This is a genomic window from Albirhodobacter sp. R86504 (assembly GCF_042466415.1).
Classification (GTDB): domain Bacteria; phylum Pseudomonadota; class Alphaproteobacteria; order Rhodobacterales; family Rhodobacteraceae; genus Albirhodobacter.
Genome location: NZ_JAXHCH010000002.1, coordinates 548,742 through 565,235, shown reverse-complemented (window position 1 = coordinate 565,235; position 16,494 = coordinate 548,742). Strand labels below are relative to the sequence as shown.

Genomic DNA, 16,494 nt, shown 5'->3' with positions numbered 1-16,494 from the left:
CCAAATCAGGCGATATTAAGCTTATGGTAACAGCTTTTTTCGCCCTCACCCTTTATCTCTCGCAACTTCGGCATAAAACGTAAACAAACAAGTTGTTGAAAGGATTTCCCCATGCTTTCCATCGGCGAAACCGCGCCCGAATTCAAACTCCCCGCGATTGCGGAGGATGGAACTGAAATCGAGATCAGCCTGTCGGAGCTGCGCGGCAAGGCCGTTATTCTCTATTTCTACCCCAAGGATGACACGCCCGGTTGCACCACCGAGGCCCTTGATTTTACGAGGCTCGCACCCGAGTTCGCCGCCGCTGGCGCGCAAGTGTTGGGCATCTCGAAGGATACGATCGCGAAACATGGGAAGTTCTGCGCCAAACATGCGCTCGGGATTGCGCTGCTGTCGGATGAGACGGGCGATACCTGTGAGCGCTACGGAGTTTGGACGGAAAAAAACATGTATGGCAAAACCTACATGGGGATCACCCGCGCGACATTCTTGATCGATGGTCAAGGTAAGATCGCGCAGATCTGGCCCAAGGTGAAGGTCGCAGGCCACGCCGAGGACGTTCTGACGCAGGCCAAAGCGCTCTTGGCACATTAACGCACAAACGCGGCGCGCGCCCCATGGCAAGCGCGCCGCCCTTTCGGCAAAGTCCCGCCGAAAATCCCCTGTCGCGCGGTCGCGCCTCCTGAAAATTCATAAAACCTGTTGCACGACCACCACAGGGGTTGTTAATTCGCCCCCGAACGAGGTGCTTTTCAGATCTGGAGAGCGCGCAAACGCCCGAAAGAACGCAGAATCTTCGCGTAAATCGGGGTAACACGGGACGAAACGTTGCCAAAACGGATCTATAACCGGCTAAACACGGCCCTCGAACGGTGGCTGCCTGAGCAGCGATTGTTCCTCAAATCCGACACCACGACGCGATTCTTGCGCCTTCGCCCTGTTCCGCAGGCAATGGCGCTGGCCTCGATGATGGCCCTGTTCGGATGGTCCGTCACCGCGACATCGATGCTGTTTATCGACGGGATCTCGTCCGGCTCTGCCGCAGATCAGGCGAGTTTGTCACGTACGGCCTTTGAGCGCCGCCTTGACCAACTCTCCGCCGAACGCGACAGCCGCGCCTCCGAGGCGATCAACGCACAAAACCGGTTCCAACTTGCGCTGAACGAAGTTTCGAGCATGCAATCCGCGCTGCTCGCCTCTGAAGAGCGCCGCCGCGAACTCGAAACCGGCATCGAAGTGATTCAGGCAACACTGCGTCGCACAATGGGCGAGCGCGACGAAGCCCGCGTCACCTTGGCCGAGGCGCAAGACAAGCTTGGCGGCAATGGCAAACCATCCACCGCCGCACGCGCCGCCGAGATGGGCACGACCGTCGAGATGCTGACCTCTGCCCTCAACGACACCGCAGGGCAGCGCGATACCGCAAACCGCGAGGCGCAAGACGCGCGCGCCTCCGCAGACCAAATTGCCGCAGAAAAACGGATGCTGGAAGCACGCAACGACGAGATCTTCTCAACTCTGGAAGGTGCCGTGAACGTCTCGATGACACCGCTCGACAAGATGTTCAAAGCGGCGGGCGTCAATCCGGATACCGTCCTCTCGACAGTGCGTCGCGGCTATTCAGGATCGGGCGGGCCCCTCATGCCCATCGCCTTCTCGACCTCCGGTGCGGCGGCATCAGCAGATGAAGAACGCGCAGGCAAGATCCTGAGCCAGCTCGACAAAATGAACCTCTACCGAATCGCGGTCGATCAATTGCCATTCGATACGCCGGTCAAAGCAGGTTTCCGCTTCACCTCGCCCTACGGCTATCGTTGGGGCCGGCTTCATGCGGGCGTCGACCTCGCAGGGCCCGTTGGCACTCCGATCTACGCCCCCGCCGACGGCACCGTAATCGTCGCAGAAGTCGAACGCGGCTACGGCAATGTGATCAAGATCCAACACGCCTTCGGGATCTCGACCGTCTACGGCCATCTGAACAAAATCCGCGTGAACAAAGGCCAAAAAGTCTCGCGCGGTGACCTGATCGGTGATATGGGCAACACTGGTCGGTCAACCGGTCCGCATCTTCACTACGAGATCCGCGTGTCCGGCAAGCCCACGAACCCCATGACATTCATCAAGGCGGCGAACGATGTTTTCTAAGAGCAAAATCAACGAACCCGGCCCGAAAGCCACTGGCGAAACCGATAAGCCCTACGCGGCTGACGCTCCTGCGACCTCCGCACGGACCGATTTCGTCTCGTCGGCTCCGCGCGCCAAGCCTTCGGCGTCTGTTCTGTCCTCCGACATTACGATCACCGGCAATATCCGCACCACGGGCGATATCGTCGTTGAAGGAACCATTGAAGGCGACATCCGTGCGCATCTTTTGACCGTGGGCGAAAACGCTACGATCAAAGGCGAAATCGTCGCGGACGATGTCGTGGTGCACGGCCATATCATGGGCCGCGTACGCGGCTTGAAAGTGCGCCTGACCTCCACAGCGCGGGTTGAGGGCGATATCGTCCACAAGACCATCGCGATTGAATCGGGAGCGCATTTCGAAGGCTCCGTCCAGCGTCAGGATGACCCTCTCGCGAATGGCCAAAGCCAGAAAAAGCTTGCACCACCGACCGCTGAATAAGCGCGGCGCATCGGTAGAGTTTCAAACGGGCGGTGGATGGTTCCACCGCCCGTCTCATATTTAAACCCCAGCTATCTAGCCCCGCAGTGTGTTCTCGTTCGTCAAAAAGCGGTACATATGCCAACTCGCATGGCCCAAAACCGGCAAGGCGATAAAAAGCCCGAGGAACATCGGCACCATCCCGATAAACAAACCCAGAGCAATGATCGCGCCCCAGCTCAACAGCGTTTTCGGATTGAGGCGAACCGCCGCCACCGATGTGATGATGGCGGTGATGAAATCAACCTCATATTCGAGCAGTAGCGGCAGCCCGACGACCGTAAAACTGAACAATGCCAAAGCAAAGCCGCCGCCGATCAACGTGCCGACGAGCAGCATCAGCGGCCCGTTGCCCTGCAAAATAACCTCTGGCGATGTGGTGATATTGGTCAGCGCCGACACCCCCATGAATAGGGCAAAGGTCGTGTGGGCGACGAAAACCCAGAACATGAACATCAACAAAATCACCATCGCCATTGATGGGATCTGGCGGTCCTTCTGGGCGAAGACAACGCCGAGCACCTCCCGCCAAATCAGCGGCTGTCCTGTCTCGATCCGGCGCGAGACCTCAAAAATGCCGATCGCGGCAAAAGGGGCAAGAAGCGGGAATCCCAAAATGAATGGCAAGAGCCACCATTCCTCACCCGCCGCGGCGAATACTTGATACAAAACAACCCCGCCCAAGACATAGACGAGCGAGAATGCAATCCCGAAGGCCGGTGCGCGCCGAAAGTCCCGCCACCCCGCCCCGAGCGCATCCCTGATAACGGATCCGTCGATATCGCGGAGCTCTGGCAAAATTGATGCCTCTTTAACTGGTTCACCCATACATCCTCCTCCCCGCGTGTCGCACCATCCTCTTGGCGCTATCCGCGGCGCATTCAGGCCCCTGCAAGCCGATCCCCCTCGCGCAGGGGTTACGCTCAGATTGCGCGCAGAGGCGCGACCGGACAAGCCCAAATGCCATATCAGGCGCCGGCAATTGTTCCCGGGTGGGCGACTAAGCCCGTAGATCCATTCGGCGCTGCCACCGAGATCGCAAAGACCGTGCCCAAAGACTGCGAGATGCGCAAAGCGCGCCCACTCATCCGAGGGGCGCGCTTTGAACGTCATGTTAATGATTGACCAAGCAGATCACTCTGCCTGTTAGGTTGCGGCGCTCAATCGCCCTGCGCATCGGCGCGCGATTTGCCGTCAACGCCCATCGCGAGTGTCGCCGCCATAAACCCGTCCAGATCACCATCAAGCACGCCGCCCGTATCGGAGGTTTCATGCCCCGTCCGCAGATCTTTGACCATCTGATAGGGCTGCAAAACGTACGACCGGATCTGGTTGCCCCACCCCGCATCCCCCTTGGCTTCGTGGGCCGCGTTGATCGACGCGTTCCGCTTGTCCAATTCCATCTGATAGAGGCGCGACTTCAAGGCCTTCATCGCGATATCGCGGTTTTGGTGCTGTGATTTCTCGGACGACGTTACCACGATACCGGTCGGCATGTGGGTAATCCGAACCGCCGAATCCGTCGTGTTGACGTGCTGTCCACCCGCGCCAGACGAGCGATAGGTATCGATGCGAATATCATTCGCCTGCACTTCAATCTCGATATTATCATCAACCACAGGGTAGACCCAAACCGAGCTAAACGACGTATGGCGCCGCGCGGCGGAATCGTAGGGGGAAATTCGCACCAGACGATGAACGCCCGATTCCGATTTCAACCAACCGTAGGCATTCGGGCCGGAAATCTTGTAAGCGGCGGATTTGATGCCCGCTTCTTCGCCCGCACTCTCGGATTGGAGCTCGACTTTATAGCCCTTCTTCTCGGCCCAACGCACATACATCCGCGCAAGGATGGACGCCCAGTCACAGCTCTCCGTGCCGCCAGCGCCCGCGTTGATTTCCAAGAAGGTATCGTTGCCGTCGGCCTCCCCGTCGAGAAGCGCCTCCAACTCTTTCTCGCGCGCGAACGCCTTCAGGCTCCGCATCGCCTTCTCGGCCTCCCCGACGATTTCGGGATCTTCCTCCATCTCACCCAACTCGATCAGCTCGACGTTATCCGTCAATTCGCGATCGATCCGGCGATAGGTTTCCAGTTGATCCATGAGCATCTGACGCTCGCGCATCAGCTTTTGCGCCCGCGCGGGGTCAGCCCACAGATCACCATCCTCAATCATCGCGTTGAATTCTTCCAACCGATGCGGCGCAGTCTCCAGATCCATCCGCTGGCCAAGCAGGTTCAGCGTTTTTTTCACCGCTTCCACAATATTCGTCATCTCAGCGCGCATGGTTGGACCTTCTCAATTCACCGCTTTCCCCGAGACAGGGAGAGGCAGTTCGATATACGAGCAACACCCACGCGCCGCAAGGGCGGGCTGCATCCAGAACGCAAAAGCGCGGCAGGTTCCCCCACCGCGCTTTGTTTTCGCCCCGCAGACGCGCGCTAGTAGAGCCCGCCCGAGGAGATTGTGCCGAAAGTGGCTTTCTTGGGAATGACTTTTTGCTCGCCCGTCGAAGTGGTGACGGCTTGACCGCCCTCATCATCCTCACCCGCCGCGAACAAGGGCAGGTTCGCCCCCATCTGGAAGCCGCCATCAACCAAAGCCGCCAGACCAAAGATCGCTTCCACGCCGTCGCGGAAATACTCCGAAATGACATTCGGGCCGGTCGCGTCATCCGCAAGCTTCTCGCCGGTGAAGCGGTCGATTTTCAAGAAATGCCCGCCCGGAGGGACGCGGAACTTACCGCCGCCATATTCCTTGACGGCTTCTTTCATGAACTCTTGGAACACCGGAACGCATAGCGTGCCGCCATAGGCCCCCGCCCCCAAGCTGCGTGGATTGTCGTAGCCCATGTAGCAACCCGCGACGATTTTCGACGAATACCCGATGAACCACACATCTTTCGCATCATTGGTTGTGCCGGTTTTTCCCGCGATCGGAACAGGCAAATTGACGCCTTTGCCCGATCCGCGCTGCACAACGCCCTCCATCATCGAGGTCAATTGATAGGCGGTGATCGCATCCATCACGCGCTCGCGGTTGGTGACGATCTGCGGCGCGGCGCCATTTGGCAAGGCACCGGTCGTGCATTCGACACAGCTGCGCTGGTCATGACGATACACCGTGCGCCCCCACCGATCCTGCACGCGGTCCACCAGCGTCGGCTCCACGCGCTCGCCGCCGTTCGCGAACATGGCATAGGCCGCAATCATCTGGAACATCGTGGTTTCTTGCGCGCCCAACGCATTCGCCAGATAAGGTCGCATCGGGTCATACACGCCGAAACGCTCTGCGTAGCCGGCAACCGTATCCATGCCGATCTCTTGCGCAATCCGGATCGTCATCAGGTTCCGTGATTGCTCGATCCCCGTGCGCAGCGGCGTCGGGCCGTAGAACTTGTTGGACGAGTTTTTCGGGCGCCACAGACCTTGCGGCGTATTCACCTCGATCGGCGCATCGACAACGATGGTCGCAGGTGTGAATCCCGAATCCAGCGCCGCTGCATAAACGAAGGGTTTGAACGACGAGCCAGGCTGGCGCTGCGCCTGCGTGGTGCGGTTGAACACCGACGCTTGATAGCTGAACCCGCCCTGCATCGCGATCACGCGACCGGTATCGACGTCCATCGCCATGAACGAGCCCTGCACTTGCGGCACCTGGCGCAGCGTCCAGCGAATGAAATCGCCCGACGCATCCTCGACCATCTCACGCACCAAGACGACATCACCGACCTCGAGAAGATCGCTCGCAACACGCGCTTTATTGCCAAGCTTTCCGTTCTCAAGACGTTTGCGCGCCCATTGAACATCCTTGGCCGTCAACGGCTCGCCCGCCCCCTCGACGCCCTCGATCCCCAACACGGCGTCATTCGCGCCAAGGCTCAAGACCACGGCAGGCATCCACCCCGGCACGTCGCGCGGTGCCTTAGAGGTCGGCACAGCCGCCAATGCCGCGCGCCACGTTGCCTCATCCGCGAGTTGATCTTCCTCGATCTTCACGCCGGTGCCGCGCCATACCCCTTGCGAGCGGTCGTAATTCTCCAACGCACGCTGCATCGCCGTCATCGCGACGGCTTGCATTTTCGGGTTTACCGTCGCGCGGATCGTGAGGCCACCGCCGAAGAATTCTTCCTCGCCAAAGCTGCGCGACAACTGGCGACGGATTTCGTCGGTGAAATAGTCGCGCGGTGGCAAGGCGTTACGGAACGGTTCATAATCGCCGTTTTGAACGGATTTCACCGGCAAAAGCCGCTCCGCTTGATACGCTTCTTGCGTGATATAGCCGTTCTCCGCCATCTCTTTCAGGACGTAATTGCGCCGCCCCTCCAGCCGTTCCATGTTGCGAACGGGGTGGAAATTCGACGGGCTCGCAGGCATCGCGGCCAATGTTGCGGCCTCATGCGGGGCGAGTTCGGAGAGCGTTTTATTGAAATAGGTCTGGGCTGCCGCCGCCACGCCGTAGGAGTTCTGGCCCAAGAAGATCTCGTTGAGATAGAGCTCCAAAATCCGGTCCTTCGACAAGGATTTTTCCAATCGCGACGCCAGGATAAGCTCTTTAACCTTCCGCTCCACTGACCGCGAGGAATCCAGAAGGAAGTTTTTCATAACCTGCTGCGTGATCGTCGACGCGCCGCGCAGCGTGCCGCCCGACAGCGCCGCCTGTCCGCCGGCTTTGATCATGCCGATCACGTCATAGCCTTTGTGATGATAGAAATTCTTATCCTCGGCCGACACAAACGCGTATTTGACCAAATCGGGGATTTCGGTAATCGGTTGGAACAGGCGGCGTTCCTCCGCGAATTCGTCGATCAGCTTCCCCTCGCCGGAATAGACGCGGCTGATGGTTTTGGGCGTATATTGGGCAAGCTGCTCATGGCTGGGCAGGTTGCGCGAATACATCCAGAAAATCGCACCAATAACCAAGGCGCCGAAGAACAACGCCGTGACGAGCCACGAAAAGATGCTTCCGAAAAAGGATAGAATAAAACGGCTCACGAGACCCCCGGTCGTAGTTCAAAGCAGTGGCAGGGCGCGCAAAGGCACCGCAAACTCCTTGGTTCGCGCTGCTATACCGCGCCTGTTCGCGTGGGTCAAAACAACTTGCGGTCATTTCCGCCCTATCCCGCCTCGCGCGGGGGCGAAGCGCGGGCTCTACCGTGCCTGATATGGCGGATTTCAGCCGAACCGGAGGGTTCGCGCGCGCAAAAAGCTACTGCCGCAGCAAATCCGCCTCAACCGCATCGCCCCGTGCCCAAGCTTCGACGCCCAAAGTGATTGCATCTGCCATGGTCCCGCGCCAATCGGCATCGATCAACCGTTCGCGGTCGCCTTCCGAGGATAAAAACCCAAGCTCGATCAACGCCGCAGGGAAATCAGGCGACTTGAGAACCGAAAACGCGCCCGTCTGCGCGGGGTGGCGGTGCATCTTGATATCCGCCGCCTGAATCGCCGCCACGAGCGACACAGACAAACGCGACGCCCGCGGCGCGGTTTCCGCCCGCGCAAGATCCATCAAAACGCCCGCAACCTCGTCGTCGTGATCGTGCAGATCGACCCCTGCGAGCAAATCCCCCCGATCATGACGTTGCGACAACAGCTCGGCCGCGTCATCGGCATCCTCGCTATCAAAGGTATAAACCGTTGCGCCCTGCGCATTCCCCTCGGCCAAGGCATCCGCATGCAGTGACAAAAAGAGATCCGCCCCAGCCGCGCGCGCCAAGGTGATCCGCGTCTCAAGCGGCACGAACACATCTTCCTCGCGAGTCATCAAGACCTTCATCCCCGCCCGCGTCATGCGATCCTTCAGCTCGCGCGCGAAGGTCATCATCAAGACAGACTCGCGTTGCCCCCCCGCCTCCGCGCCCGGATCAATACCGCCGTGGCCCGGATCAAGGACGACCATCAACGGGCCGTCTCCGCGTTGGCGCGGCGCGGAGGGCGCGACATTGGCTGGCTGCGGCAAATCCCACAGCGCGGATTGCGGTGCCCCCTCGCGCGCGTCGAACGCCGCCTGATCAACGGGTACAAGACGCAATTGCACCGCAGGGTCCCCCACCGTGCGCGCGCGCGCCGAGGTCACCGCCATCGGCCCCTCAAGCTCCGCCACCAATCGCGACCACCCTTCGCGGAACGGCCCCCAGCGCAGATCTTTCAATCCCGGCGCGCCCATCAAGGCCTTGGGGTCCATTGCGGAAAAATCAACTTCGCGGAAATCGACGATCAGCCGAGGCGGGTTATCGAGCAAAAAGCTGCGAAACGGGATCGGTTGCGTCAGGCCGATCTCAAAGCTGAGGGTCGAGCCGCGCGAAATGATCGACGAGCGTTCGGGAATGATCCGCGCCAAAGCCGATAGCTCTTTGCCCTGCGCCATCACGGGCGTCATGCCGCCCGCCGCCACTATCGCACCGATCAAAGCAGGCGCGATCACGCCGCGCATGACTTGCGCCCAACATACACCGAACATTCGCGCCCATTTCCAAATTTGAGACAGTCTCGACTTTGACCTAACTATACCCTGTGCGGCGGCGCCCGCAAAGCAATGCGACGCGGGTCAGATCGACGCGGCTAAACTTTGGGGTCATACTGCGCCATAAAGGCCGTCAGACGGCGCAAGCCCTCCTCTACATCGGCGGTGGATGCGGCGTATGAAAATCGCAAGGTGTGGCCGCCGCGGTGCGGATCAAAATCAAGGCCCGGTGTCACCGCGACCCCTGCCTCCTCCAAAATGCGCGACGCAAATCCTAACGAGTCCTCCGTCAGATCCGACACATCGGCGTAGACGTAGAACGCCCCGTCCGGCGGCGCGATCTTGGTGAAACCCGCACGCGGCAAACCCTCTAGCATCAATTCGCGGTTGCGGGCGTAAACAGCGCGGTTCGCCTCCATCTCGGGGATTGCCTCCAGCGCGGCAAGTGCGGCGATCTGGCTCGCATGCGGCGGGCAGATAAACATATTCTGCGCAAGCCGCTCCACAAGGCGCACGTGATCGGGCGGCACGATCATCCATCCGACCCGCCAGCCCGTCATCGCGAAATATTTGGAAAAGGAATTGATGACGTAAACATCATCGGAAATCTCCAACGCCGAGACGGCGCGCGCCTCGTAATGCAGTCCGTGGTAAATCTCGTCGGAGACGAAGGCGATCCCCTTCCTCTGCGCCGCCTCGATCAACGCCCGCATTTCCTGCGCCCCAAGCATCGTCCCCGATGGGTTCCCCGGAGAGGCGACGATCAGGCCCGCCACATCATCGGGGATTTGATCTGGCAAAGGCTGATACCGCGCAGTGACCGAGGACGGAATACCGACAGGTTCCAACGACAAGGCCTTCAGGATCTGCCGATACGAGGGATAGCCCGGCTCCCCGAGGGCGACTTTTTCGCCCGCGTCAAAAAGGGCAGAAAACGCGAGCAAGAATGCCCCCGATGAGCCAGATGTGACCACCACCCGCGCCGGATCCAGATCAACATCATACCAGCTTTTATAGAGGTTCGCGATGCCACGGCGTAATTCAGGCAGGCCAAGCGCGACGGTATAACCCATCGCGTCTTCACCCGCCTGCGATTGCCCCGCCTGCGCTGTGTCCGACATCTGTGCCCCCACAGACGGCGGCACCAGCCGCGCCGCGAGCGCTTGCCGCGCATGCGCCGGCGCCCCCGTCGCAGGCTGGCCGACCTCCATATGAATAATCGATCGCCCCTCCGCTTGCAGCGCGCGCGCACGCTCCATCACATCCATCACAATGAAGGCATCAACTTGACCGCGGCTTGAGGAACGCATGCAATTCTCCTTATGCTTGAACGGGATATTCCAGCGCAGCGCGATGAGGTCAAGCACCGCGCCGCGCTTGTCTTTGACACGATAGGATGATTTTGTGCCGCGTAAGCCAGAAAGCGCATAGCTCCGCGCGCGGATCACAGCTCTGGACGACGAAACCATGATCGGCCCGATCGAGCGCCGCACCCAAGATAAGGATCACTTGATGTCTTCTTTCACACCCGTTGCCCCGAAACGCCTTTTGACAAGCTTCATCGCGATCGCGGTCGTTGCTTTGGGGGCTGGCGCGTGGATCGGGTCGTCGTTTGACGCACCCGCCCCGTCGCAGGGCGTGGCGACAGATGGCACACCAAGCGGCAAAGTTGATCCCGTATTCGGCGAACAGGTCCGTGCCTACCTCATGGAAAACCCGCAAGTGCTCGTTGAGGCGATCAATGTTTTGGAGACGCGCCAGCAAGTCGCGGATGCACAAAACGGTCGCGTGTTGGTCGAGACCAATTCGGAAGCGATTTTCGATGATGGCGTCTCGTGGGTCGGTGGAAATCCCGAGGGCGACATCACTGTGGTCGAATTCCTCGATTATCGCTGCAGCTATTGCCGCAAAGCGATCGAGGAAGTCGATCAGTTGATTGCAAAGGACGGAAATATTCGCTTTGTGATCAAAGAATTCCCGATCCTCGGCCAAGATAGCGAACTCTCCGCCCGTTTCGCAATCGCGGTTCATCAGATTGCTGGCGATCAGGCCTATAAAGAGGTGCATGACGCGCTCATGAACTTGCGCGGAACAGTGACCTTGGAGTCGCTGAGCAAAATGAGCGACGCGGCGGGGGTTGATACCGATGCGGTGATCGCGCGGATGAACGAGGAGCAAGTGTCCAGCGTGCTGCGAAACAACCGGCAACTTGCCGAGCGGCTCCAGATTTCGGGGACGCCCGCCTTTGTGATCGGTGGCGATATGATCAAAGGCTATGTGCCGTTGGAGGCCTTGGAGGAGGTCGTGGCGGCAGAGCGTGGCTAACGCCAGAACGATATGATGACGTAAAAAGGCCCCGCAGTTCGCGGGGCCTTTTGGTCTGGAACGACAGATCGGGTCGCCTTAGCCCTCGAAGATGTAAACGATCTGACGGTTCTCGGGGGTCACAAGAACAGGCGTCTCGTTGAGGTAGATATAGGCGTATTCGCTTTGCGGAACCATCACCATCGGCGCCGCCTCCGGCAGCATTGCGCCCACAACGATTTCGCCCTCAACCATCACTGGCGGCAGCGGGTTATCGTTCACATAGGTGATGATCTCGGTGGTGGGCTCGGCCGCAGAGCCGACGATCGTGCTGCCGATGAGGGCACCGATCATGCCGCCCACAGGCCCACCAACAGCCGCCCCTGCCGCCGCGCCAGCACCCAGACCGCCGAGCGCCGCCGCACCTTGGGTTTCGTCATTCCCGTCTTGGTAAATCAGGGTTTGGACCTTCGGACCGACGCCGGAAATCTCAACTGCGGCGCCATCCTCCATCACCTTGAAAACATCCGTTTTTGCCCAGCCCGTGACGCCATTATGGCTGACTTTGCACCAATCCTGATCCGCAAGGCAGCCCTCAATCGTCATCTGCGCGTTGGCAGGCACATAGCCCAGCGTCGCAGAGTCCTTCATCGGCGCGGAGTAAACTGTGAATTCACCCGTCGTCGTCGTCTCGAACGCGGATGCTGCGCTCGCAAGACCAAAAGATGTCAGACCAAAAAGGGCGGTCGCGGTAAATGCGGTTTTACGGTTCAGTTTCATCTCTATCTCCTCTTGATCGTGTGTCGATCGAGTTATGAGGATATAACGTCCGCCAGTCGGAATGGTTCCCGATGGCAGGTGCAGGCGCCGCTGACACCGGCGCGGCGGCGCGGCGCGTATCGCCGCCTTGCCCTGTCTCGTCCGCAGCCAAGCGCCCGTTTGTTCCGCACGTGGCGTGCGCGCCCTACCGCGCGGGGTTAGGCGTGAGTGCTCGACGCCGCTAAAGCCGCCTCGGCGCGCTCGGCGGCCTCTTTTTCGGCCTCGATCTGCGCGGCGCGTGTCTCCACCTGCTCGACGATATGCTCGATCATCTGCTCGTTGGAGAGCTTGTGGCTTTGCTTGCCCGCAAGATACACCATCCCCGACCCTGCCCCACCGCCGGTGAACCCGACATCGGTCATCAGCGCCTCGCCCGGCCCGTTGACAACGCAACCAATGATCGACAACGAAATCGGCGTGCGAATATGCTCTAACCGCGTCTCGAGCGCCTCGACCGTTTTGATCACGTCAAACCCCTGACGCGCGCAAGACGGGCAAGAGATAATCTGCACGCCGCGCGTGCGCAGGCCCAGAGACTTCAAAATCTCATAGCCAACTTTAACCTCCTCCACCGGATCAGCGGAAAGCGACACACGGATCGTGTCCCCGATGCCGGCCCAGAGCAAACTGCCCAAACCGACGGCGGATTTGACGGTTCCGGTCATCAGCCCGCCCGCTTCGGTGATCCCGAGGTGAATCGGCGCGTCGGTTACCTCTCCCAGCGCTTGATAAGCAGCGGCGGCGAGGAAAACGTCGGACGCTTTCACCGAAATCTTGAACTCATGGAAATCATTGTCTTGCAGGATCTTGATATGATCCATCCCGCTTTCGACCATCGCATCGGGGCAAGGCTCCCCGTATTTCTCAAGCAGGTGGCGTTCCAGACTGCCCGCATTCACGCCAATCCGGATCGAACAGCCGTGATCTTTCGCGGCCTTGATAACCTCGCGCACGCGGCTCTCATCCCCGATGTTGCCAGGGTTGATCCGCAGGCAGGCCGCACCCGCCTCCGCCGCCTCGATCGCGCGTTTATAATGAAAGTGGATATCCGCAACGATTGGCACAGGGCTTTCGCGCACGATTTCGCGCAACGCTCGCGTGCTGCTCTCGTCTGGGGTCGAGATACGAACGATATCGGCGCCCACATCCGCCGCACGGATCACCTGATCAAGCGTTGCGCGCACGTCCGAGCTATCGGTGTTCGTCATCGTCTGCACCGAGATCGGCGCATCGCCCCCTACGGGAACATTCCCCACCATGATCTGACGCGATTTGCGCCGGTAGACGTTACGCCAAGGACGGATCGGATTGAGCGACATGAATGGTCTCCTTCGGGTCGGCCTAGATGTAGGCTAGCCGCGCGGCGCGCGCAACCATGGCCCCCTTCACATCTGTATCGTTCTCCACAAAGCAGGAGAAGGAGGAGACGGATCTTCAGCCTGTCAGGGGCATCAAATTTCACCTAGCCCTCAACGTAAAACGCGCCCCGAGATGGAGCGCGCCTTACGTATAACCTTTACCCTGCCCCTGCATAGCTGGGGCGGGATCACCTCATTCTGCCGGTTTTGCGATCACCTGCTCTGCGTTCGCAACGCTGAACATATTGGCCAGATCGTTATCCGCATCGATATCGGCTTGCGCGTAGCTCGTCGCCAAAGCTTCCGGCGAGAGCTGGATATTCTTGGTAACTGCGCCGCGCTCGCCCGCTGGCCCGAAAGCCTGCCCGTTGACCGCGAAATAGATCGCACCGGACTCGCCCGTCCGCAAAACTGGCGCGTCTTCAAGTTTCGGAAGGGCAAAACGCTCGCCCGCATCCATAACTTTTTCAAACAGCACTGTGCCATCGGCGGCCGATACCCGCACCCAAGACGGGCGTACGGCGAGGACTTCGACCTCTGCAACATCTTCCCCGAGCGTGCGCGCGACAGGCAAGTCAATTGCCTCGGCCTCTGCGGTTTGCACACCGCCATCGGTAAAGCTTGGCGCTTGCGCCAGAAGGCCGGCAACACGCGGATCAATCGCGGAGATCGGGCCGTCGCGTTCTTTCAGAACAGGGGCATCAAGCGCTTGAGGACGGAAAATCCGATCCGCGCTTTCTGACGCGCCCGGCGTCACAGGCAAAGCATCCGCAATTTCAATCTGCTCATTCGCCATCGGCTCAACGCCTTCGAGCGGATCGAGCTCCGCCACCACGCCCGGCGCTTGATCAACCGGCGCGAGCTGGACGCGCTGCACTTCTTGCAACACCGCATAACCGCCGTAGCCCAAACCACCCAGCAACAGCGCCAGCACCAACACTGACCCCAGCGCCCGCGGCTCGATGGTTTTCAACGGTGCGCGACCGCGCGGCACAAAGCTTGCGTTCGGGTTGGCGAGCGGATCAGCAAAGGATTTCGACGCTTTGGGCGTCTTCACCGCAGCTTGTTGTGACAAGCCGTGAACCGGCTTGTAGCCCGTCTCGATGCAAAAGCGTTCAAACGCCCAATCGGGCTCAATATCGAGATAGCGCGCATAGGAACGGACATATCCGGCGACAAACGACGGCGCCTCAAACGCCGTAAGATCCGCGTTCTCAATGCCTGCGATATAGCTCGCCTTGATCCGCAAATCCCGCTGCACATCGAGAAGGGATTTCGCCAAAGTCGCGCGTTCGCCGCGCATGACGTCACCCAAGCGCAGCTCGAACGTATCAAAGCCCTGCGCATCAGTCTCGACTTCCGCCGAAGGAGATTTCCCTCGCCCGATCATTCTTTGCCCGCCCCTCTCATGTCTCGATTCGGGTTTTGTTAACCCGACTTCTTACGCTTCAATTATCACAAGAGCGGGAGCCGTGCGACCCTGATTAGTCGTTAAGCCGATGCTTCGGCGCGATTCAGCGCACAACGCGACCACAGCGCGTCCATCGCTTTAACAAGGTGGTCGATCTCGCCGGAATCGTGCACGGGCGACGGCGTAAACCGCAGGCGTTCGGTGCCGCGCGGCACGGTGGGGAAGTTGATCGGCTGCGCGTAGACGCCGAATTCGTCGAGCAACATATCCGACAGAGCCTTGCAATGCACAGGATGCCCCACATGCACAGGCACGATATGGCTGCCGTAATCGATGATCGGCATCCCGAGGGATTTCAGGCGCATTTTAAGGATTTTCGCGTGCAGCTGCTGCGCGTCGCGAAGCTTCTGCCCCTCTGCAGTCTTCAGATACGCAATCGATGCCGCCGCACCCGCCGCAATCGCAGGCGGCAATGAGGTGGTGAAAATGAAGCCCGGTGCGTAAGAACGGATCGCATCGACCATACGCGCCGATGCCGCAATGTAGCCCCCGAAGACGCCGAATGCCTTACCGAGCGTGCCGTTGATGATATCGAGACGGTGCGAAAGATTGTCCCGCTCCGCGACACCGCCGCCGCGCGGGCCATACATGCCCACCGCATGCACCTCGTCGAGATAGGTCAGCGCGTTGAATTCATCCGCGAGATCGCACAGCTCTTTAATCGGGCCGAAGTCCCCATCCATGGAGTAAATCAACTCGAAGGCGATCAGCTTCGGCGCGGCCGGATCGGCAGCCTCAAGCAACTCGCGCAGATGCGCCAGATCGTTATGACGGAAGATGCGTTTCTCCCCGCCACCGCGCCGGATTCCCTCGATCATGGACGCATGGTTGAGCGAATCCGAGAAAATGATCAGCCCGGGGAACAGGGTTCTCAACGTGCTGAGCGTCGCGTCATTGGCGATATAGGCCGAGGAGAACACCAAAGCGGCCTCTTTCTGGTGCAAATCGGCAATCTCGACCTCAAGACGTTTATGATACGCCGTGGTTCCCGAGATATTGCGCGTGCCGCCCGAGCCCGCGCCGACCGCATCCAGCGCCTCATGCATCGCGTTCAGGACAACCGGATGTTGCCCCATGCCAAGATAATCATTCCCGCACCACACAAGGATATCGCGCTTCGATCCATCCGCCTTCGTCCAGACAGCCTTCGGGAAGGCGCCCTTCTCGCGTTCGATATCGATAAACGTGCGGTAGCGACCTTCTTCATGAAGGCGGCCAATCGCAGCATCAAGTGCAGTGTCGTAGTTCATCTTGAAGTCCCTTGCTCTGTTCGCTGGGGAGTCCCCTATGGGGGAAATTTGTCTCGCGCCTTGATAGAGGTCAAACGCGCGATTGTTGAGGGCCAAATCGTCGCATCCCGACAAAATATCAGTAATTTACGTGACGCTCGGGGGCTATATAGGGGGAAAATCG

At 59.7% G+C, this 16,494-nt stretch carries 13 protein-coding genes; 4 read left to right on the top strand and 9 right to left on the bottom strand.

Going from position 1 to position 16,494, the window contains the following annotated elements; translation table 11 throughout:
- Positions 1 to 111: 111 nt before the first annotated feature.
- The 3 genes from bcp (at position 112) to SJY32_RS04755 (ending at position 2,626) form a co-directional block, all read left to right on the top strand.
- The gene (gene bcp / locus SJY32_RS04765; RefSeq protein WP_376872233.1) at positions 112 to 594 is read left to right on the top strand and encodes a thioredoxin-dependent thiol peroxidase; all 483 of its coding nucleotides are present in this window, start codon (positions 112 to 114) and stop codon (positions 592 to 594) included.
- Between the two features lie 234 nt (positions 595 to 828).
- Complete coding sequence (locus tag SJY32_RS04760; RefSeq protein WP_376872230.1) at positions 829 to 2,145, top strand: DUF5930 domain-containing protein; 1,317 nt, start codon at positions 829 to 831, stop codon at positions 2,143 to 2,145.
- Positions 2,135 to 2,626, top strand: coding sequence for a polymer-forming cytoskeletal protein (locus tag SJY32_RS04755; protein ID WP_376872228.1), 492 nt, complete (start codon positions 2,135 to 2,137; stop codon positions 2,624 to 2,626). The genes SJY32_RS04760 and SJY32_RS04755 overlap by 11 nt, the downstream gene beginning before the upstream one ends.
- A gap of 75 nt (positions 2,627 to 2,701) precedes the next feature.
- Here the strand turns inward: SJY32_RS04755 and SJY32_RS04750 are convergent, their stop codons facing one another.
- The 5 genes from SJY32_RS04750 to SJY32_RS04730 form a co-directional block, all read right to left on the bottom strand.
- Entirely contained in the window at positions 2,702 to 3,493 is a 792-nt protein-coding gene (locus SJY32_RS04750) for a DUF2189 domain-containing protein (protein ID WP_376872226.1), read from the bottom strand.
- Between the two features lie 332 nt (positions 3,494 to 3,825).
- The gene (gene prfB / locus SJY32_RS04745) at positions 3,826 to 4,950 is read right to left on the bottom strand and encodes a peptide chain release factor 2 (RefSeq protein ID WP_376872223.1); all 1,125 of its coding nucleotides are present in this window, start codon (positions 4,948 to 4,950) and stop codon (positions 3,826 to 3,828) included.
- A 155-nt stretch (positions 4,951 to 5,105) separates the two neighbouring features.
- Positions 5,106 to 7,658: a penicillin-binding protein 1A gene (locus SJY32_RS04740; RefSeq protein WP_376872221.1), complete on the bottom strand. Its 2,553-nt coding sequence runs from the start codon at positions 7,656 to 7,658 to the stop codon at positions 5,106 to 5,108.
- Positions 7,659 to 7,872: 214 nt separating this feature from the next.
- The gene (locus tag SJY32_RS04735; protein WP_376872218.1) at positions 7,873 to 9,126 is read right to left on the bottom strand and encodes an N-acetylmuramoyl-L-alanine amidase; all 1,254 of its coding nucleotides are present in this window, start codon (positions 9,124 to 9,126) and stop codon (positions 7,873 to 7,875) included.
- 101 nt (positions 9,127 to 9,227) lie between these two features.
- Positions 9,228 to 10,439 carry a pyridoxal phosphate-dependent aminotransferase gene (locus tag SJY32_RS04730; protein ID WP_376872215.1) on the bottom strand — a complete coding sequence of 404 codons (1,212 nt, stop codon included), beginning with the start codon at positions 10,437 to 10,439 and terminating at the stop codon, positions 9,228 to 9,230.
- Between the two features lie 202 nt (positions 10,440 to 10,641).
- On the opposite strand from SJY32_RS04730, the gene SJY32_RS04725 reads away from it, so the two are divergent.
- Positions 10,642 to 11,454, top strand: a complete 813-nt coding sequence (locus SJY32_RS04725) for a DsbA family protein (protein ID WP_376872213.1) — start codon at positions 10,642 to 10,644, stop codon at positions 11,452 to 11,454.
- A 78-nt stretch (positions 11,455 to 11,532) separates the two neighbouring features.
- On the opposite strand, the gene SJY32_RS04720 is transcribed toward SJY32_RS04725, so the two are convergent.
- From SJY32_RS04720 to hemA, 4 genes are all read right to left on the bottom strand, one after another.
- Positions 11,533 to 12,213, bottom strand: coding sequence for a DUF1236 domain-containing protein (locus tag SJY32_RS04720; RefSeq protein WP_376872210.1), 681 nt, complete (start codon positions 12,211 to 12,213; stop codon positions 11,533 to 11,535).
- 197 nt (positions 12,214 to 12,410) lie between these two features.
- Positions 12,411 to 13,571, bottom strand: a complete 1,161-nt coding sequence (gene ispG / locus SJY32_RS04715) for a flavodoxin-dependent (E)-4-hydroxy-3-methylbut-2-enyl-diphosphate synthase (RefSeq protein WP_376872208.1) — start codon at positions 13,569 to 13,571, stop codon at positions 12,411 to 12,413.
- A gap of 232 nt (positions 13,572 to 13,803) precedes the next feature.
- Entirely contained in the window at positions 13,804 to 15,000 is a 1,197-nt protein-coding gene (locus SJY32_RS04710; protein ID WP_376872205.1) for a helix-turn-helix domain-containing protein, read from the bottom strand.
- Positions 15,001 to 15,101: 101 nt separating this feature from the next.
- The gene (gene hemA / locus SJY32_RS04705) at positions 15,102 to 16,331 is read right to left on the bottom strand and encodes a 5-aminolevulinate synthase (protein ID WP_376872201.1); all 1,230 of its coding nucleotides are present in this window, start codon (positions 16,329 to 16,331) and stop codon (positions 15,102 to 15,104) included.
- Positions 16,332 to 16,494 lie beyond the last annotated feature (163 nt).

Bases quoted from the DNA above. Each gene is read 5' to 3' on its own strand.
- hemA (WP_376872201.1), bottom strand. From the start codon at position 16,331: ATGAACTACGACACTGCACTTGATGCTGCGATTGGCCGCCTTCATGAA.
- SJY32_RS04710 (WP_376872205.1), bottom strand. From the start codon at position 15,000: ATGATCGGGCGAGGGAAATCTCCTTCGGCGGAAGTCGAGACTGATGCG.
- SJY32_RS04730 (WP_376872215.1), bottom strand. From the start codon at position 10,439: ATGCGTTCCTCAAGCCGCGGTCAAGTTGATGCCTTCATTGTGATGGAT.
- ispG (WP_376872208.1), bottom strand. From the start codon at position 13,571: ATGTCGCTCAATCCGATCCGTCCTTGGCGTAACGTCTACCGGCGCAAA.
- SJY32_RS04750 (WP_376872226.1), bottom strand. From the start codon at position 3,493: ATGGGTGAACCAGTTAAAGAGGCATCAATTTTGCCAGAGCTCCGCGAT.
- SJY32_RS04725 (WP_376872213.1), top strand. From the start codon at position 10,642: ATGTCTTCTTTCACACCCGTTGCCCCGAAACGCCTTTTGACAAGCTTC.
- bcp (WP_376872233.1), top strand. From the start codon at position 112: ATGCTTTCCATCGGCGAAACCGCGCCCGAATTCAAACTCCCCGCGATT.
- prfB (WP_376872223.1), bottom strand. From the start codon at position 4,950: ATGCGCGCTGAGATGACGAATATTGTGGAAGCGGTGAAAAAAACGCTG.
- SJY32_RS04755 (WP_376872228.1), top strand. From the start codon at position 2,135: ATGTTTTCTAAGAGCAAAATCAACGAACCCGGCCCGAAAGCCACTGGC.
- SJY32_RS04735 (WP_376872218.1), bottom strand. From the start codon at position 9,126: ATGTTCGGTGTATGTTGGGCGCAAGTCATGCGCGGCGTGATCGCGCCT.
- SJY32_RS04720 (WP_376872210.1), bottom strand. From the start codon at position 12,213: ATGAAACTGAACCGTAAAACCGCATTTACCGCGACCGCCCTTTTTGGT.